Annotated in this window: 15 protein-coding genes and 1 tRNA gene; 6 read left to right on the top strand and 10 right to left on the bottom strand. The window is 40.9% G+C overall.

Translation table 11 applies throughout. The features are described 5' to 3' along the window. Positions 1 to 92: 92 nt before the first annotated feature. The 3 genes from GKD17_RS09145 to GKD17_RS09135 all read right to left on the bottom strand — a co-directional run bounded on the left by GKD17_RS09145 (position 93) and on the right by GKD17_RS09135 (position 3015). Positions 93 to 1379 (bottom strand): sensor histidine kinase, encoded by a 1287-nt coding sequence (locus tag GKD17_RS09145; RefSeq protein ID WP_007838546.1) that lies wholly within the window; start codon positions 1377 to 1379, stop codon positions 93 to 95. Beyond that, positions 1380 to 2057: a response regulator transcription factor gene (locus tag GKD17_RS09140; protein WP_007838545.1), complete on the bottom strand. Its 678-nt coding sequence runs from the start codon at positions 2055 to 2057 to the stop codon at positions 1380 to 1382. Positions 2058 to 2277: 220 nt separating this feature from the next. Further along, positions 2278 to 3015, bottom strand: a complete 738-nt coding sequence (locus GKD17_RS09135; protein WP_007844071.1) for a NigD1/NigD2 family lipoprotein — start codon at positions 3013 to 3015, stop codon at positions 2278 to 2280. A gap of 490 nt (positions 3016 to 3505) precedes the next feature. Here GKD17_RS09135 and GKD17_RS09130 point away from each other — a divergent pair, with 490 nt between their 5' ends. Continuing rightward, positions 3506 to 5053 (top strand): sulfatase family protein, encoded by a 1548-nt coding sequence (locus GKD17_RS09130; RefSeq protein ID WP_032943217.1) that lies wholly within the window; start codon positions 3506 to 3508, stop codon positions 5051 to 5053. A 277-nt stretch (positions 5054 to 5330) separates the two neighbouring features. On the opposite strand, the gene GKD17_RS09125 is transcribed toward GKD17_RS09130, so the two are convergent. Then, positions 5331 to 5921, bottom strand: coding sequence for a Crp/Fnr family transcriptional regulator (locus GKD17_RS09125; RefSeq protein WP_007838539.1), 591 nt, complete (start codon positions 5919 to 5921; stop codon positions 5331 to 5333). 114 nt (positions 5922 to 6035) lie between these two features. Between GKD17_RS09125 and hcp the strand changes: the two genes are divergently transcribed. Further along, positions 6036 to 7694 carry a hydroxylamine reductase gene (gene hcp, locus GKD17_RS09120; RefSeq protein WP_007844068.1) on the top strand — a complete coding sequence of 553 codons (1659 nt, stop codon included), beginning with the start codon at positions 6036 to 6038 and terminating at the stop codon, positions 7692 to 7694. Positions 7695 to 7705: 11 nt separating this feature from the next. Next, positions 7706 to 8437: an iron-sulfur cluster repair di-iron protein gene (ric, locus tag GKD17_RS09115; protein WP_007838537.1), complete on the top strand. Its 732-nt coding sequence runs from the start codon at positions 7706 to 7708 to the stop codon at positions 8435 to 8437. 79 nt (positions 8438 to 8516) lie between these two features. Here ric and GKD17_RS09110 read toward each other — a convergent pair whose 3' ends face one another. From GKD17_RS09110 to GKD17_RS09100, 3 genes are all read right to left on the bottom strand, one after another. After that, positions 8517 to 10976 carry a glycoside hydrolase family 95 protein gene (locus tag GKD17_RS09110; protein ID WP_007838536.1) on the bottom strand — a complete coding sequence of 820 codons (2460 nt, stop codon included), beginning with the start codon at positions 10974 to 10976 and terminating at the stop codon, positions 8517 to 8519. Positions 10977 to 11119: 143 nt separating this feature from the next. Next, positions 11120 to 15103, bottom strand: a complete 3984-nt coding sequence (locus GKD17_RS09105; protein WP_007838534.1) for a hybrid sensor histidine kinase/response regulator transcription factor — start codon at positions 15101 to 15103, stop codon at positions 11120 to 11122. A 439-nt stretch (positions 15104 to 15542) separates the two neighbouring features. Further along, a tRNA-Asp gene (locus tag GKD17_RS09100) sits at positions 15543 to 15616 on the bottom strand. A 230-nt stretch (positions 15617 to 15846) separates the two neighbouring features. Here GKD17_RS09100 and GKD17_RS09095 point away from each other — a divergent pair. Then, positions 15847 to 16437, top strand: coding sequence for a YqgE/AlgH family protein (locus tag GKD17_RS09095; protein WP_005846781.1), 591 nt, complete (start codon positions 15847 to 15849; stop codon positions 16435 to 16437). On the opposite strand, the gene GKD17_RS09090 is transcribed toward GKD17_RS09095, so the two are convergent. From GKD17_RS09090 to recR, 3 genes are read right to left on the bottom strand one after another with little or no spacing between them, the layout of a single operon-like run. Beyond that, entirely contained in the window at positions 16430 to 16966 is a 537-nt protein-coding gene (locus GKD17_RS09090) for a GNAT family N-acetyltransferase (RefSeq protein ID WP_007838529.1), read from the bottom strand. The genes GKD17_RS09095 and GKD17_RS09090 overlap by 8 nt on opposite strands. Continuing rightward, positions 16963 to 17433, bottom strand: a complete 471-nt coding sequence (locus GKD17_RS09085) for a hypothetical protein (protein ID WP_007838527.1) — start codon at positions 17431 to 17433, stop codon at positions 16963 to 16965. Before GKD17_RS09085 ends, GKD17_RS09090 begins: the two co-directional genes overlap by 4 nt. Positions 17434 to 17453: 20 nt before the next feature. After that, complete coding sequence (recR, locus tag GKD17_RS09080; protein ID WP_005846775.1) at positions 17454 to 18071, bottom strand: recombination mediator RecR; 618 nt, start codon at positions 18069 to 18071, stop codon at positions 17454 to 17456. A gap of 78 nt (positions 18072 to 18149) precedes the next feature. Here recR and GKD17_RS09075 point away from each other — a divergent pair, with 78 nt between their 5' ends. Next, the gene (locus tag GKD17_RS09075; RefSeq protein ID WP_032936566.1) at positions 18150 to 19631 is read left to right on the top strand and encodes a sodium:solute symporter; all 1482 of its coding nucleotides are present in this window, start codon (positions 18150 to 18152) and stop codon (positions 19629 to 19631) included. Continuing rightward, complete coding sequence (yihA, locus tag GKD17_RS09070; RefSeq protein ID WP_007838519.1) at positions 19597 to 20199, top strand: ribosome biogenesis GTP-binding protein YihA/YsxC; 603 nt, start codon at positions 19597 to 19599, stop codon at positions 20197 to 20199. Before GKD17_RS09075 ends, yihA begins: the two co-directional genes overlap by 35 nt. Positions 20200 to 20289 lie beyond the last annotated feature (90 nt).

Below are 20289 nucleotides of genomic sequence, written 5' to 3'. Positions count from 1 at the left end.
TTTTTATTTGGTTCTACATTCTGTTTTCTGATGCAAATATGAAGGGAGATTCTGAAAAGAATTTGAAATTCTGAAAAAAACACGATTTTTTTTCATTGATTATGAGTGGATGTATAAAGTATAAAACAATGCTCCCCACTCTTATATTCATAGCAAAGCCTGAGAGCCTGCATTTTACATATCGTATCTGCTATTGCCAAGCCTAGACCGGTTGAGCCTTCTTTTTTCTTTCCTTGATAAAAACGCTCAAAAATACGCTGGGCATCCAGTGGTTGTGCCGCCCCTGTATTGCAAAACATCACACTGTGGGGAGTAATGACAATCCGGATGTGTCCACCGTCTATATTGTGTACAAAAGCATTCTTCAACAAATTGGTAAGCAACACCACTGCCAGTGTCTCATTTATCGTAAGATAGAAAATACCTTCTTCCTCTACACTTGTTATGATCTCACGATATTGATACACTTCTTTATAGTCCTCCAAATATTGCCTCAATAATTTATTCACTTCTACTTGGGTAGTATCCATAAATTGACCGTTCTCTATCTTCGAAAGCAATAACAAAGACTTGTTCAGCTTCGTTATATGCTCCAAAGTCTGATGGGTTTTCATCAACTCCTCCAATTGGCTTTCTGAAAGATTTTCATCCTCCATCAGCATCTCCAACCGATTACGACAAATAGCTAGTGGTGTCTGCATCTCATGAGATGCATTACCAATAAATTGTTTTTGCTGTTCGAACATCTGCTCACTGCGCTCTGCATAACGAACAGCCGCCTCATTCAATTTTCTGAATTCTGAAACCCGGGTATTATTTTGTAAAGGCTCGTTTCCTTTACCGATACGATATTTATCCAACCAATGAAGCAATACATAAAGAGGACGCATATTTCGATAAAACACCCACACATTAATAACAATTATAGTCAGTAATAAAGCTATATAAAGAAAAATCATCCAACCTGCCATAGCATCTTTCAAATCATCTTTTTCTATAGAAGGGGTCGCTACCGTCAATTCAAAAAACTTTTCGCCATCATCCTTAAAAATGGTAGTAAGGATTCGTGCAGGTTCAGTTTCATCTTTTTCGGGAATATAAACCATAGAATCCTTATAAAGGATATCATCACGAGATCCTGCATATTCCTTTGTCACTTCACGCAGGAAATACTGATTGTTGGAAGCTGTATTTTTAGAAGGAAGCTCCTCTCCCGCCAATGCACGTATGATGATAATTTCAGAATAATCTTCCAATGAGTCATCCACTTCATCATTCACCTCATCCATTACAGTAAAATAGAAAAGGATGGCCCAGCCAGTCAATAAAACCGACAACACTAACGATATACGGATAATGACATAATAAATCAATTTCATTTATTCCACTACCATTTTATATCCAAAACCATAAACAGCCTTCAGTTCAGGAGTAGCTCCTGCCTCTTTCAACCTCTTTCGTAAATTCTTTATTTGGGCATAGATAAAATCAAAATTATCGACTTGATCTATATGGTCGCCCCATACGGATTCGGCAAGTGTGTTTTTATTAACCAATCTGCCGGGACGGTTCATAAAATAAACCAGAATATCATATTCCTTACGGTTCAGTTCAATCTTTTTTCCAGCTACGGTCACCCCATATTTATCGGGAAAAATTTCTATATTTCCGTATTTGATACTATTTTCCCCACCTTGCTGATGACGGCGTATCACACTTTTGATACGTGCATTCAGTTCCACCAAATGAAAAGGTTTAGGCAGATAATCATCAGCTCCGAGATCCAATCCTAGCACTTTGTCTTCTATAGAATCTTTGGCTGAAAGAATGATAACATTTTCCCGTTTATGCATTTTTTTTAACTTTTCCAACAAATCCAAGCCACTCCCATCCGGCAACATAATATCCAGCAAAATACAGTCATAATCATAATCCTCTATCTTTTGTAATGCAGTACGGTAATCGGCAGCAATTTCCACCACATAACGCTCCTTTTCCAATGAACGCTGAGTCACTTCACGCAAATTAGCATCGTCTTCTACTAATAGTATTTTCATAAGTCCAACTTTTGGTTCTTAAAGACAAAGAAACAAGATAATTCTGAAAAAACACTGAAATAAGAAAAAAAACGAAGTAACCATACAATTTTTTCCATCAACCAACCAATAAACAACAAATATCAAACTGAAAAACGTTATCAACAATACAATCAGCCCCCTGCATCTACCACAACAAGATGCAAGGGGCCACACACAACTCTCTCTAATCAAACCCTAATTATTTGATTTCCATTTGAGAAAAATCCATTTGGCTCAAACCTACTGGTGACGGTGTTTCTTTTAAATCAAAAGTGACTTCCTTCTCACCATTTTTAGCCGAGTTTATTTTTACCTTTATACCCTTTGTTTCCGATGTTATTTCCAAAGAATTCAAATTAAAGGATACCGCACCGTTTCTCCAATAACCAGTAGTATCAGCATACGTATTGTAACGATATTCTAAATGAATATAGCCATCCTGGTCGGGCGTAATTGTAGTGTTCTTTACCAAACTAACCAAATGTTTCATTTTAGAAGGCATATTCTGATTAAAAATAATATTTAAATAACCACCACTAATCCACATATTACCTTCAAATATATCTACAGGATCATTGCCAAACGTTTCTTCATTCTCTGCTGTTAACTCCTCTATAGGTTTAGTTAGAATTTCCTTTATATTCAACACTTTGACTGAACAATCATATCCTTCCGGATAATTATCATACAGAGGATTGAAATAAAGAATAACTCGTTGTCCATCTATCGGGGAATACCAAAAATAATCAGTAGTTGCAGGCCAAATTTGTCCCCATCTGTCACCGGTAAAGTCATATACATGGGCACCTTTCACATTTACAGTAGCCCAATCCACTGCCACATCACCAAGAGAGTAGCCATCACCATCATCACATGATTGGAAAGTGACTCCCATAACTACTAGGAATGCTAATAATAAAAGGTTCAACTTTTTCATAACCATAATGTATTAATCTATTTTCTACTCTTAAAAGTAAAAAAGAGATCAAATACTGCATTTCATCCATTAATATTAACTTATTTTCAGTAAAAGACTTGTAGAAAAACTAGATTCATTAAGAAAAAAATAGAAACTTCCCGATTCGTCACGAACCGGGAAGCTTAAAACTGAGTTATATACAGATTTTCCCATTCAGGGGGAACATGGCTTTTCTATCAGCTTTTCACCCTTGTTTTGTTAAGGTAAATGGTTATATATTTAAAAGTTTAGTTTTTAGCGTATTATGTTAATTCACATAACAAAAAATATACCACGGGGCATAGTACCATTCAATACACTAAAAATCAACAGAATAATCATTTTTTTATTTTCCACATTATGTGGAAATACCACAATTTCATTCCACAATTTTGTAGAATTAATCCCCGTTTTTAAAATATATCTTTATCTTTGTAGAATTGATTACTCACTAAACAATATAATTACTATGAAAAAAAGACATTACGGAATGCTCTCATTGGCATTTACTTCATGCTTGGCTGTTCATGCGGAAAATAAAAATCAAAACACAGACAAGCCCAATGTCATCTTCATTTATGCTGATGATTTAGGATATGGTGACTTGGAGTGTTATGGAGCAAAAAACGTACAAACTCCAAATGTCAACCGTCTGGCATCCGAAGGGATACGATTTATCAACGCACACGCCACTGCCGCTACCAGTACCCCATCCAGATATTCCATGCTGACCGGAGAATATGCATGGCGTAAACCCGGAACAGATGTAGCTGCAGGCAATGCAGGAATGATTATACGCCCCGAGCAGTATACTATGGCAGATATGTTTAAAAGCTCCGGATATGCCACAGGAGCATTTGGCAAATGGCATTTAGGATTAGGTGATAAAACTGCACAACAAGACTGGAATGCCCCTCTCTCCGCTTCTCTAGGTGATTTGGGGTTTGACTATTCCTATATCATGGCAGCCACAGCCGACCGGGTTCCCTGTGTATTTATCGAGAATGGTCAAGTAGCCAATTATGATCCTTCAGCTCCGATAGAAGTAAGCTATATAAAAAATTTCCCCGGTGAACCTACCGGAAAAGACAATCCTGAACTTTTATATAATCTGAAGCCGAGCCACGGTCATGATATGTCTATCGTGAACGGCATCAGCCGAATCGGTTATATGAAAGGAGGTGGCAAAGCATTATGGAAAGATGAAAATATAGCCGATTCCATTACCGCACATGCAGTTGATTTTATCAAACAACATAAAGACGAGCCTTTCTTTATGTATTTCGCCACTAATGATGTGCATGTTCCCCGTTTTCCACACAATCGCTTCCGTGGTAAAAACAAGATGGGACTGCGCGGTGATGCTATCGCACAATTTGACTGGAGTGTAGGTCAGTTACTCGAGGCCCTCGATAAAATGGGATTGACCCAGAACACATTAATTATTCTTTCCAGCGACAATGGACCGGTAGTAGACGACGGATACGATGACAAGGCAGAAGAGCTACTGAACGGGCACGAACCTGCCGGTAACCTGAGAGGTGGAAAATACAGTGCATTTGAAGGGGGTACCCGTGTTCCTGTAATTGTACACTGGCCTAAAGCTATCAACAAGCCGGAAGTCAGCGATGTGCTTATTTCACAAATAGACTGGTTGGCATCACTGGCTTCTTTGGTAGATGCCCGTATTCCGAAAGGAAGTGCTCCCGACAGCTACAATCGGTTAGCAAATTTATTAGGACAAGACAAAACAGACCGCCCATGGGTTATTGAACAGGCATCCAATCACACCCTATCCGTGCGTACTAAAGATTGGAAATTTATTGAAGGCAGCGATGGTCCTAAAATGATTCCTTGGGGGCCAAAAATTGAAACTGGTTATTTAGGTATTCCCCAGTTATATGATATGAAACAAGCAGGGGAAAAAGTGAATTTAGCGACTGAACATCCCGAAAAAGTATTCGAATTACAACAAATATTAAGAAAAGTACGAGATAAAAGTATTCAGATGAAGTAACATGTTGAATACACACCAACCAAATATTTCCCAAAGGGTGAATCAAGACAAAAGAATCACATAAAGGGTCTTGAATTCACCCTCTTTTTTAATCAAGAGAATTTCAAAATAGTCCTCATTTCAAAAGAACCAATCCTTATAGACAAGGATCCTTTTCTTTCTTTAAAGTCAAAGTTTTTATCTGAAAACAACTTGAACACTTTCACAAGAATGGGTTACACATAAAAACTCTCAAAGATACAAGACACGTTTTCCACTTAAAAAAAGAAATCTCAAATTATTTCTTTATTTTCCCTTCATTCACCAGTTCAGACAGCGCCCTAGCCAATGACGGACGAGTAACTCCCAGCTTCTGCGCCACCTCCTGCTGATTATGAATAGCAGAATGTGTTTCTAGATATTTCAACAAACGAGTCTTTAAATTCAACAAAGCAAACTCATTCAATTTCCTGCTTAAAAAGACACTCCTGTCCGAAATATCCTTCAAAAAATTCTGCATCATCAATGGATGCAAACGCATAAATTCTAAAAATCGTTCTTTACCTATTATAAAAACCTCACAAAGTCCTATTGCTTCTACATTAACGGGAAAACGATTTTCAGTGGCAAAAATAAAAGCCGAGGCCAGCAAGTTAGGAGCTCCAATTTCTTCTACCGTCAGTTCTTTCCCTTCATCATTTATCATTCCCGCCCGTACCCTTCCCGATGCAAGAATGTACAGCCCTTTACATAAGTCACCTTGCCGGGCAATGATATCACCCGGTTCAAAGTGTTTCAAACTATTCGGAAGTCCGAATAGTAAAGCAACCAATTCTTCTTCTTTCATTCCCTGAAAAGGAGCTATCTGCAATAATCCTGTCAGTTCCATCCTACTTTCTTTTAACTGTTATTTGTATCCGCTGTAACATATGGTACAACTTAAAAGACGAAAACCATGTACTTTTGCACAAAAGTAATAGAAATCATTAAAATGAGAAAAGATATGGAGAATAACATGTTTTGTTTCCAATGTCAGGAAACAGCCAAAGGTTTCGGTTGCACCTTAAAAGGTGTTTGTGGAAAAAATGCAACTACAGCACGTACTATGGATTTATTGCTTTTTGTAGTACGAGGAATTTCTGTTGTGGCAGATCAATTGCGCCAACATTCCCTCCCCGTTAAAAAAGATGTGGACAATTTTATTGTAGACGCCTTATTCTGTACCATTACCAATGCCAATTTCGACGACGAAAGCATTATGAAACGCATTGACAAAGGATTAGTAATACGTAATGACCTTAAACATCAAGCTTTTGCCAAGGATATTCCTCTGCCGGAAGCCGATGAGTTAAATTGGAAAGGCAGTCACGATGAATATGATGCAAAAGCCGCAACAGTCGGAGTTTTGCGTGAAAAAAACGAGGACCTACGCTCTTTAAAAGAACTGATTATGTATGGTCTAAAGGGAATGGCTGCTTATCTGGAACATGCCATGAGGTTAGGACATAATGACGAAAGTATTCATCGTTTCATGCAGAACACCATCGCACAAATTACAACAAAATCTTTATCGGCAGATGAACTGACTGTATTAGCACTGAGAACAGGTGAAATAGGCGTTCGAACAATGGCTTTGCTCGACAAAGCAAATACTTCCAGTTATGGCAATCCAGAAATTACCCGTGTAAATATCGGAACTGGTACCCGACCCGGTATTCTGATAAGCGGACATGACCTGCATGATCTGGAAGAATTGTTGGAACAAACCAAGGATAGCGGCGTGGACGTATATACTCACGGTGAAATGCTTCCTGCACATTACTATCCGGCATTTAAAAAATATACACATTTTGTAGGAAACTATGGAAATGCCTGGTGGAAACAACGGGAGGAGTTTACCTCGTTCAATGGTCCTATCCTGTTCACAACCAACTGCATCGTTCCTCCTCTGCCCAATGCCACTTATAAAGAACGCATGTTTACCACTAATTCTACCGGATATCCCGGTTGCAAGCATATTACAGCAGATGAGAAAGGACATAAGGACTATACTGAAATAATAGAAACAGCCAAACAATGTGCCGCACCGACAGAAATAGAACATGGAGAAATCATGGGTGGTTTTGCCCATAATCAGGTATTTCAACTAGCAGACAAGGTAGTAGAAGCGGTAAAGAGCGGAGCTATCCGTAAGTTCATCGTCATGGCAGGTTGTGACGGGCGTATGCGCAGTCGTGATTACTACACCACTTTTGCCGAGATGCTCCCCAAAGACACAGTCATTTTGACTGCGGGATGTGCTAAATATCGTTATAACAAACTAGGGTTAGGTGACATTAATGGCATTCCGCGTGTTTTAGATGCAGGACAATGTAACGATAGCTATTCATTGGCAGTCATCGCCCTCAAACTGAAGGAAGTATTCGGGCTACATGACATCAATGAACTGCCCATTGTTTACAATATCGCCTGGTATGAACAGAAAGCGGTAATCGTATTGCTGGCATTACTCAGTTTGGGAATAAAAGAGATTCATCTCGGTCCCACCTTACCCGCATTCCTCTCGCCCAACGTGACGAAAGTACTAGTCGAGAACTTTGGAGTAAGCGGTATCGGTACAGTAGAAAGTGATATGAAAAAATTAGGATTAATGAACGAATAAACGGAATAATTATGAAACAGAAAAATTACAATTCATGTACAGTCGGACAAATTGTAGCCGGCAACTTTGATACAACCAAAGTATTCTCCCGTTACCATATTGATTTTTGCTGCCATGGCAATACTCCGTTTGCAGAAGCCTGCCGGAACCGCGGTATTGATCCCGAAGCAGTAGCACGTGAATTAAATGAATTACAAGAGAATACGGTTAGTAATGCTCCTGACTTTGCCGGATGGCCCATCGATTTATTAATAGACTACGTATTGAAAATACACCATCGGGGAATCCGTGCCAAAGGTCCGCAAATAGAAGCATTATTAGCCAAAGTAACCGAAGCGCATTCAAAGAATCATCCAGAGTTATTGCAAGTCCAAGCACTGTTCCGCGACTCGCTTCTTGATTTGGAAAATCATTTATCAAAAGAAGAGAATGTATTATTTCCTTATGTTTATGAAATGTTCCAAGCCAAAGAGGAAGGTTTGAAAGTAGCTAAATTCCATTGCGGCACCATTCTATATCCCATCGAAGTGATGGAAGATGAACATAATCACGAAGGAGAACGTTTTGAAAAAATCTCTTCATTAACCAATGGATTCACCGCCCCTGAAGATGCTTGTGCCAGCTTCCGCTTGGTTTTACAACAATTGAAACAATTTGAAGAGGCATTACATGAACATATCCACCTGGAAAACAATATCATTTTTCCCAGAGCATTAGAATTGGAAAAGGAGGAAGCCATCTGATAACTACACAATGACACTTCCATTTACAAAAGTGCCCAAAGTGAAATAATACAAAAATCACTTTGGGCATCTTCATGTATTATAACCCACGCTCCACTATATAATCTTGTCCCTGTTCTGTCATCAAGTCATATTCATACACCTTATACAAAGCAGGGTATTGCGGGTTTATCTCCTTGGAAATCAAAGGCTCTTTGATCTCTGCCTGCATATAATATTCATTCGGGTTCTTACCTTTTGCCTCTTTTAATCCAACCCCACGCAAAGGAACATACGAACGTAAACGTAAATTACCTCCCAAACGGGAATGAATCTTCGCTTTATCCAGCTGCACGCCATTCCAGTTCATATCCACCACAAATCCTCCACGGGCAACCAATCCTTGCACACTTCCTGTGGCCCAGGCATCCGGAAGAGCCGGAAGCAAATGTACAGCTCCGTCATGGCTCTGCAACAACATTTCAGCCACACCGGCAGTATAGCCAAAGTTGCCGTCAATCTGGAAAGGCGGATGAGCATCAAACAGATTAGGATAAGTCCGTCCTTGCGGATAAGCTTCTTTCACTTCATCTCCAGGCAGCAGCTTCAACATATTATTAATAATCCGGAACGCATGATTACCGTCCAGCAAACGGGCCCACAGATTAACTTTCCAGCCAATGGACCAACCGGTAGCTTCGTCGCCACGCTGTAACAACGTATTTTTAGCTGCCTGGAAAAGTAAAGGATGAGTGTAAGGAGATATCTGATTACTAGGGAACAATCCATATACATGAGAAATATGGCGATGCTTGTCATTCGGATTATCTAAATCTTCCAGCCATTCTTGTAACTGATTGTATTTCCCGATCTGCATCGGGGCCAGACGATTTAACATAGACCGCAAAGAATCTTGATAAGAAGCGGACATTTTCAGAATTCTTGATGCATGCAATGCATTGCTAAGCACATCGAAAATTATCTGATTATCCATAGTACAACCTGCTACAATCGTTGAAGCTTTTTTAGTATCCTCTCCCGAAGGTCCATGTTCCGGAGACATGGACGGAGCAGTCACCATCCAACCGTATTCAGGATGTTCAATTAAATAATCAAGATAAAAATCAGCAGCTCCTTTTAATGCCGGATAGGCTTCGGAAAGAAACAGCTTGTCCCCACTATATAAATAATGCTGCCACAAGTGGGTAGTCAACCAAGCACCTCCCATGGGCCATGTACCATAAAACGCTTTATCCACCGGACCGGTGGCACGCCATATATCTGTATTGTGATGAGCCACCCATCCGTTGCATCCATACATAGTCCGTGCCGTTTCCCTGCCGGTAACTGATAATTCTTTCACCATTTCGAACAAGGGCTGGTGTGTTTCACTCAGATTGGTCACTTCAGCCGGCCAATAATTCATTTCCGTATTAATATTGATGGTATATTTTCCATCCCATGGAGCAGCCAGTTTATTATTCCATATACCTTGCAAATTGGCAGGCTGACCTCCCGGCTGGGAGGAGGAAATAAGCAAATAACGTCCATACTGAAAAAGCAACACCGCCAAAGAAACATCCTTACCCTCATTGAACAGTTCGATGCGTTTGACAGTTTCCAGCTTAGCCCGCTCACTGGTTCCCAAATCCAATCTTACACGGTCAAACTGCTCTTTATAAAGAGCTATATGCTCCTGTAAAACCTGACTATAAGGGCGTCCCAATGCCAGAGACAGATATCCAGACGCTTTTTTACTCTCATTGCCACTTATATCGTGATAATTAATAAAATTCGTACCCGATGAAACATACAGAGTAACACTGTCCGCTCCTTCCACTGTAATGTTTTGGTCATCAATTTTCACCTTACCCCCATCCACATCAGCCTGCGTCTGTGTTTCCATACGAATCAATCCTTTCACTCCCTCATGATCCCTACCCTTTCCAGTCAGAACCAATTTTTTTCCTTTCCTGCTGACTTTATGTTCCAATGGCGACACATATCCGACCTTAAAATTCAGTTTCCCCGGCCGGTCTGCTGTCAAACGGACCACTATCACCTTATCAGGAAATGATGCAAAAACTTCACGTTGAAAAGTCACGCCATCCACTTTATAGCGAGTAGTAGCCACCGCACGTTCCAAATCCAGATCACGATAATAATCAGTTACCTTTTCATGTCCGGGAGCTTCTATAATCAAACTGCCGATTGTCTGATAGGGCATACCATGTTTCCCGGCATAAAAATTATCTTGAATCAAGTTTTGAGCCTCCATGTTTTTTCCGGCAAAAATCAGTTCACGCACTTGGGGCAGACTTTTCAATGCTTCCGGCCTGTCATTCCGGTAAGGACTGCCTCCCCACATGGTTTCATCGTTGAGTTGAAGTTCTTCACGGGCCGTTCCGCCATATACCATCGCTCCCATCCGGGAATTGCCGACCGGAAGCGCTTCCACCCACGTTCCGGCAGGTTGCTTATACCACAATTTCAGATCACCCGCCTGAATAGATAACGAAAAAGACAATAAAATGCCTGCTAATAATGAATAAGTTTTCATGGTCAATAGATATTGTATAATGTACAAATATAATTCTATTAACCATACAAACGAAAAGACAGAGGCATTTTATTGTCTAAAAAACAATTATGATAAAGAAAAGACCAAATATTACAACTCCTCCCTATCTGATAATCATATTCCTATTCAGCATCCACTCTGAGAGGTTCTTCTTTTCCATATCTACTTGGACTCACTTTAAAATGTTTCTTGAATACTTCACGGAAATATTTACCATCACAAAAGCCAGTCATTTCTGCCACTTCTGATACGGACTTTCCACCCTCTTTCAACAATTCCGCCGCACGGTTTAAGCGTATCAGCCGGATATAATCTGCCGGCGCCTGTCCTGTCAATGCTTTCAATTTATTATAAAAACTGGAGCGACTCATGTTTTGCAATGAACAAAGCGAATCTACAGTAAAATCAGGATCATCCAAATTATCCTCCACGTTTTTACGCACCCCCGATATAAATTTCCAATCAAGGGCATTTAAACAATTTTTTCCTACCGGCTCTTCCAATATTTCTGCGGCCATATTCAAAGAGCCATATTTTTCGCGCAGCAATGCTCTATTTGCAAGCAGATTAGCAATTCTCGCTCTCAGGATTTTCAAATTAAAAGGTTTGGTAATATAATCGTCCGCCCCTACTTTCAACCCTTCCAGAATATTCCGTTCGTCCCCCAACGCCGTTAACAACAAAATGGGAATATGAGACGTTTCTATATCACCTTTTATAGTCACACACAATTCATCCCCTCCCATTTCGGGCATCATAATATCCGACAAGATAAGTTCCGGCCAAAACTCCTTCACAATGATGCATGCTTCTTTTCCATTACAACAAGCCTGCACATTATATATATCCGAAAGAGAATCTATCAGGTAAGTCCGCAATTCATCATTATCTTCCACTACTAAAATGCGTGGTAAAGCACCATTATCAACAATTTCAGAAGATTTCCCAGAATGATCTGCAACCGCAATCTCATCCATCCTTCCTTTCTTCATTTCCCGTTCAGGCTCAATCTGAATACATTTACGCAAATGTTCCCGCCCCTTTAAAAAAGTTACCTTTATAGTAGTACCCTGATGTTCCACACTTTTTACCTCTATTTCACCACCGTGCAGACGTATCAGTTTTCGTGTCAGCATGAGCCCGATGCCACTCCCTGTGATTTTCGAATTAATAGCGTTTACTCCACGAAAATGCATCTTGAACAATTTATTATGTTCTTTAGATGATATTCCGATACCTGTATCTTTCACTTCCAGTTTCCAAGTATCCTTATTCTCCTGCACCGAAACACGAACCATACCATATTCAGGTGTATATTTCATCGCATTCGAGATCAGATTTTTCAAAATAGAATCCATCTTCTCTTTATCAAACCATACTTCCAGTCCTTCCTCCACATTACAGTCGCAGGTAAAATCCAAATGTTTAAAAGCAGCATAAGAACGGAAAGTATCACAAACATCCTGTAAATAAGATTTCAAGTCATATTGAGCAATAAACAACTCAGAAGAATAAACATCCGTCCGTTCAAAATTTATCAAATTAGTAGTCAGCCGCAACAGTACATCTACATTCCTTAAGGCAATCTTCATCCTTTTCTTTCCACGGTCACTAAAACTTTCTTTCTCAAACAATTCCTCCAAAGGGGCTTTTATCAATGTAAGCGGTGTACGGATATCATGAGCCGTATTGATAAAAAAGCGAGTTTTCTCATCTGATATTTTTTTTTGCTTCTTTAAATTCAAGACACGATAAATAATAACAAATAGGGATAACGCAAGAATCACATACCCTAATATAGCCCAAAAACTCAACCACAAAGGACGGGCTATCATAATTGTCAGTACACGTTCTTCAAAAACCAATTGTTGTTCCTCTTTGGAAACAGCCCGGATGCGCAACGTGTATTTACCGGGATCCAAACTTGTATAACGTATGAGATTAGAAGTTCCCGGCTGGCTCCATTCATTGTAAAATCCATCCAATTTCCATGAAAACAACACATTAGAGGGATAATCATAATTAATAGAAGATAATACCAAAGAAAAAGTATTCTGATCATAATTCAGCTTTAAGACCTGCGTTTCATTTATATCTTTTTCCAATGGAGAATCTTCATCTCCAGGATAAACCGGCTGATAAGATATCTGAAAATCGCTTAATATCATTTTTTTGTAAACATAAGTAGGGAATCTCAATTTTTCCGGAAATTCAACAGCACCATCCGTACTCCCCAGAACAAAACCTCCATTCCTGCATAATGTACCGGAAGACGGATTAAAACATGCCGACAAAAGTCCCTGCTCGCTGGTCCGATTGTGAAAAGTTTTATCTTTTATCTGAAAACTAGTAATTCCATCCTCCGTACTCATAATGATACATCCATCCATTTCAGGTAAAATGGTATATATATTATTAGAAACCAATGCACAATTACCTGTATAATAATGTACAAAATTTTTATTACGATGATCATAAGTCAGTACTCCCGAACCATTCGTTCCTATATATAACAACCCATCAGCCGACTGATACAGTGTATTGATATAGCTAGACTCTACAGGCATTGCGATATATTGATAATCGCCGGAATCTCTATCCAGCAGATAAAGCCCTGCAACTGTACCAATCCACATGTGGCGACTATCTTTTTCCGCAATAGCGGTTATCGAGCTTACCCCCGGATACAAACGGACACTATTATCCTTTAGATCAAAGCACTTCAAATTATAGAATCCTCCCGACCATATATATCCCTGCGAATCCTTTATCATACCACGAATATATTTATCCGGCTGCATATTTATAGAAGTAAGCAAAAAAGGAGAGAAATATTCTACAGACAAACTCTCTTTATTAATTTTATACAAACCGGAGGTATATCCCCCCGCCCATATTATTCCAGGAGAAACCTCACATAAAGTAATGAAAATATGATTTTTATCCTTCAAATGATGATCAGTAGAGCTTAAAAACGAGTGCCACTTTTTAGTTTGTCTGTTATAAAGGCTGATTCCGTTACTGGTTCCAAACCACAAATCTCCATCACTATCCTCAATGACAGAATGTACCTGGTCGTTTACCAACGACTGCTGGTTCCCAATAGAATGTTTTATCCAATAATAATTTTTATACCGATTATCCACTATCGTAACTCCTGTCGGATAATTAGCCAGCCAAATACGTTTTTCTTCATCAATATAAACAACATTAATATTGTTTCCGTTCATTGTATTATTGCTTTCATAATCAGCAGTAATATAAGGATGTGTAACACATGTATTCACATCCACTTTATGTATTCCCATCCCTTCCGTAGCAATCAGCAGTTCTTTCTCATTCAAAGGACAGATTCTGGTAATATTTACATCACTCAAATCAATAGAGGAACGGACAATCTGGCGAGTGTTCATATCAAAAGCAAAAATACCTTCCTCAAAGGTTCCGACAAATAATTTTTGAGATGCCGAATGAAAATACAATTCATTCACTTGTGAACTGATATCACACAAAGATTCTATCGGAATAACTCTCAATGCATTATTTTTCAATTCCGTAAAGCGTATTCCCCTTTCAGTCGCAATGAAAAAATGGCTGCTATCTACTTGTTCTACCATTTGTACATTTCCATGCATCACGTTAGCTACCTTACGGATACCAGTATCCTTTATATTATAAAGTACAATAGAGTCCTTGCCGCACAACCATATATTATCACTATGATCCATATACCCACACGTAACCCCTTCTGAGGCATCGGACAATTTATACACTACCTTGAACCGGTCATATAATTCATCATAGTAAAAGACACCTCCTTTCTTGCTAATCACCCATAAACGCCCCTCATCTCCTTTATATAACCACCCAAGATAAATAGAGGAGGTCAAACTTTTACTTTCATCCAGCAACTTATAGTGCCTTATTTCCTTACCATCATAGCGGTCCATGCCCTCATTAGTCAAAAACCACATATACCCTTTAGAATCTTTCTGGATATCAAATATCCTACGGTTACTGAGTCCATCCTCTATCCCTATATATTTATATGTCTGCGCAAAAGAGATTAAAGGAATAAACATCAATACGAAACTAATGTTTTTCATTTCAAAAATGTGCGTGTGTTATCTACAAATATCTACGTTAATGTAATAGACTACAAAATTAATAAAGAATTACATCAAAACAAAAAAAACAGATATTTTTCACAAGCTATTTTTTATATAACTCTCTTATTTCTACTATAAAGGACCATAATTCCTATTTTCTATCCTTAAAAAGAACAAGGGAAATACCTATATGATATTTTACATATTGTAACCGATTTTATTCATAAAACAAGCTATCAACCAACATAATCATTTCGTTTTGCGATTTATCAAAGCTTCACGACATACCAGTTCTTTATGAATCTGATACAGACGAATGTTCAATAACCCTGACATACTTCGCAGAAACGCTATATCCCGCTTCACTTCAAACAAATAAAAAAGCCCTGATTCCGTTAAGAATCAGAGCTTTTCCTAATTTTTCTTTCTTGAGAAGCGGTGCGTACGGGACTCGAACCCGTGACCCCATGCGTGACAGGCATGTATTCTAACCAACTGAACTAACGCACCAAATTTCATTTTTCTTATACTGCGTCTCTCTCGATTGCGGTTGCAAAGGTACGCAAAATTTCGATATCCGCAAGCATTTTACGAATATTTTCTTGAACTTTTTCACATCAACTCTGATAATAAGCCATTTAAGATACAAGAAAAATAAAAATACAAAAAAAAGAGAGCACTTCATGTATTTTTTAAATATAATATGTATATTAGTAGTGTAAATAAAAGGAAACGCAACTATGGATATGCATGTTTTTCAAGTAGAATCAAATAAAGTACTTCCACAACAGGGAAGCATCCTTATATCCTCCCCTTTCATGAACGACTACCACTTTACAAGAGCAGTCGTGCTTCTTATCGAGCATAATGACGAGGGAAGTATGGGTATTATCATGAATAAAGATTTCCGTTACCACATTCTGCTCAATGACCTCATCCCCGAATTGGAATTCGCACAGCGGGTCCCGGTGTATAAAGGCGGGCCGGTGAGCCGGGAGACAATTTTTTTCCTGCATACGCTAAAAGATCTGGAAGGCGCACTGCCTCTAGGAAACGGACTTTATCTGAATGGTGATTTCAATGCCGTGCAACAATATATACTGGACGGGAAGCCCATTGAAGGAGTGATCCGTTTCTTTGCCGGTTACGCGGGATGGGATCATGGACAACTTGCCAAAGAAATAAAAGAAAACTCATGGCTCATAGGAAAAGCCGGGAAAGAAACGTTGCTCAACCAGCACTTCCGCGACTTATGGCATACCAGTTTGAACGAAATGGGAGGGAAATACGCCATTTGGGCCCGCTATCCCCAATACCCCTCCCTCAACTGAGATTCAGCTTCTGGACAACCAGCACATCTGTATATCCACCGCCAAACGTATGCGCCCACTCTTTCAATACCGCACTCTCTTTGTACCCGCACGCCGCAAAGAGCCTGCGGGAAGGAAGGTTTTCCACAGCGATATAGGCAAACAACTGATGAATTCCCAGATAACGGAAACAGTGTTCTTCCAGCAAAGCCAGGGCATTACGCCCTATCCCCTGCCTGCGACAGGATTTATCCACCATAATCCCCACCTCGGCCCGGTTGTGCAAAGGGTCAAATGAACATACATCCACCATCCCCACCACCTGCCGGTTCCCGTTTTCTATCATCAGGCGTAACTGGCGGTCGGCAAACAAATCATTCTGGGTCTGCTCTATGTACTGCTTCAACTGAAAACGCGAATACGGGCCTGTGGTATTGCTCATTTCCCACACATCCGTAGCATTCTCAAAACGGAACATGACTTCCAAGTCTTCCGGCTCCGGCGCACGGAGCCTTATCCCGTTCCCTTGAAAATGCCGGTCACTCATCATAAAGCAGGCTCCTCATTCTCCTCTTTTACCAAATCCAGCTCATCCAGCATCCGCTTGCGGGTAGGGACACAGAACAGGGAAGAGATCAGCGCCATCATGGCACACAATACACCCGTGTTGTTCAGAGTCAGATAATAAAATGACAAGTTCACCAATACGGGAACCACCAGCATCCCTGTCCTTATCTCACTCCAGCGACGATAACTTCTCAAGGCTTCCGGCAATGAACGCTGTTTCACATTCTTCACCAAGGAAAGGCTGAACAGCCGGAGCGATAAAGGAATCAACCCCACCGCCAATAAAATTCCTACCGTCTGCAAGACATAATCCATACGGACATCGCCCGCGTAAGCCCCCTCGGTCATCACCCCTGTTTCATAAAGAGCCACCAGGAGCAAAGGCAACACCCATACCGCCACATATTCTATCTGCAAGTATCGCAGCAATTGTTTTATCTTCTTTTCCATCTCTTTCTGTTTTTCCCAGTTTATGCCGTTCCCGTAAACAAAGTACGATTTATGATGGAACGTCCCAACGTCACTTCATCCGTATATTCCAACTCATCCCCGATAGAGATACCACGCGCTATCACACTCAGCTTCACGTCCATGCCGTCCAGCTTGCGCGAGATATAGAAATTCGTCGTGTCCCCCTCCATCGTCGAGCTCAAGGCAAGGATCACTTCCTTCACCTCACCGCCTTTCACCCGTTCCACCAGACTTTCTATCTGCAGATCGGAAGGGCCTATGCCATCCATGGGCGAGATGACTCCCCCCAGGACATGGTACAGCCCCCTGTACTGCTGCGTGGCTTCCACCGCCATCACATCACGGATACTCTCCACCACACAGATCGTGGAAGCGTCCCGCGCCGGATTGGAACAGATACGGCAAGTTTCCGTGTCCGATATATTATGGCACACTTTACAATATTTCACTTCATGTTTCAAGGTAATCATCGCATTACCAAACGCCTCTACCACAGCTGTATCCTGTCTGAGCAGATGCAATACCAGCCGCATGGCGGTCTTGCGTCCCACACCCGGCAACTTGGCAAACTCTCCTACCGCTTTTTCCAGCAGCATGGACGGATATTGTTGGTTCATCAGTTATTTTGTATTATAATGGGTGCAAACTTACGCAATTTCAGCGATTTTGAGTACATTTGCACTCAAAAAAATAAAATGAACGGAATTTATATTCTGCTGACCATACTGCTCTATTTCGGAATGCTGCTGCTTGTAGCCCGCCTTACCGGCCGTCATTCCGATAATGACGCGTTCTTTCGCGGCAACCGCCGTTCTCCCTGGTATATTGTTTCTTTCGGAATGATCGGAGCCTCCCTTTCAGGAGTTACCTTCGTTTCCGTCCCGGGTATGGTACGCGGCATCGACATGACCTATATGCAGACCTGTTTCGGTTTCTTCATAGGCTATCTCATCATCGCCCACGTTCTGCTGCCGCTTTATTACAGGTTGAACCTGACATCCATCTACACTTATCTGGGAGACCGGATCGGAAAACACGCTTATAAGACGGGAGCCTCTTTTTTCCTTCTGTCCAAAATCATCGGAGCCGCAGCACGCCTCTATCTGGTATGCCTTATCCTCCAGCATTATGTATTCGACGCCTTTCATATTCCTTTCGCCGCCACGGTGATAGGGATTGTCTTACTGATCTGGCTATACACCCGCCGCAGCGGCATACGCACGATTGTGTGGACGGACAGCTTGCAGACACTCTGCCTGCTGCTGGCGCTGGGATTAATACTTTATGAGGTTTCCGGCCAACTGAATCTGGATTTTTCGGGACTGGTACATGCCATCCAGGAAAATGAACACAGCCGTATCTTTGTTTTTGACGACTGGCACAGCAAACAGAACTTCTTCAAGCAGTTTTTCAGCGGCATCTTCATCACGATTGTCATGACAGGGCTGGATCAGGATATGATGCAAAAGAACCTGTCGTGCAAGAACCTGCATGAAGCCCAAAAGAACATGTATTGCTACGGCATCTCATTCGTTCCGGTCAATTTCCTGTTCCTGTCACTCGGAATCCTGCTGTTATTGTTCGCCTCGCAACTGAACATCCCCCTGCCGGCAGCCGGGGATGAGATACTGCCCTTGTTTGCGGCGGAAGGCCATCTGGGATTCGCCGTACTGATATTCTTTACCATCGGCATCATTGCAGCCGCCTTTTCCAGCGCCGATTCGGCATTGACCGCCCTCACCACCAGCTTCTGTATAGACATAGCGGGCATAAGCCATTTGTCCGGCAAAGAAGCGGAAAGACGGAGGAAGCTCGTGCACTTCTGCATATCAGTCCTCTTTATCGGATTCATCCTGCTGTTCAAGGCAGTAAACAACAAGAGTGTCATTGACGCTATCTATACCATCGCCTCGTACACTTACGGCCCGTTATTGGGGCTGTTTGCATTCGGGCTGTTCACCCCAATGCGGCCGCGCGACCGTTTTGTTCCTTACATAGCCATCGCCTCGCCGCTATTATGCTATGCCATAGACCGGCTGGTGTTCACCTCCACCGGCTATCAGTTTGGCTATGAAATGTTAATGTTTAACGGCTTCCTGACTTTTATGGGGCTGACGTGTTTAAGTATAAAAACAAAGAATTATGGAAATACTCAGTGCAGAATTTGTAGTAAGTAACACAAAAGTAGAGAAATGCCCGCAGGACAACCTGCCCGAATATGCATTTATCGGCCGTTCAAATGTAGGTAAATCGAGTCTGATAAATATGTTGACCAAACGTCCCAAACTGGCTATGACTTCCTCCACTCCGGGGAAGACTTTGCTGATCAATCACTTTCTGATCAATAAAGAATGGTATCTGGTAGATTTACCGGGATACGGATATGCCTCCCGGGGCAAGAAACAGGTAGAAAAGATACAGCAGATTATCGAGGATTATATCCTGGAACGCGAGCAAATGACCAATCTGTTTGTATTGATAGACTGCCGTCTGGAACCTCAGAAAATAGACTTGGAATTCATGGAATGGCTGGGAGAAAATGGAGTACCCTTCTCTATCATCTTCACCAAAGCCGACAAGCTGACCAATGGCAAGGTTAAGGATAATGTAAACAAATATCTGAAAAAACTGACAGAACAGTGGGAAGAACTCCCTCCTCATTTCGTATCCTCCTCTGAAAAGAAAACAGGCAGACAGGAGATTCTGGATTATATTGACAGCATTAACCGGTCGCTTAAGGCATAGTGTTAAATTACCTAGTGATGACTATTTAGAATGCAAATGACGCAAATGACACAAATTTATCCCGGTTCCTATTTGTGCCATTTGCACTCC

It is taken from the genome of Phocaeicola dorei, assembly GCF_013009555.1.
Classification (GTDB): Bacteria; Bacteroidota; Bacteroidia; order Bacteroidales; family Bacteroidaceae; genus Phocaeicola; species Phocaeicola dorei.
Note: the sequence above shows the minus strand (reverse complement) of the source record. Positions and strands in the feature narration are given on the sequence as shown.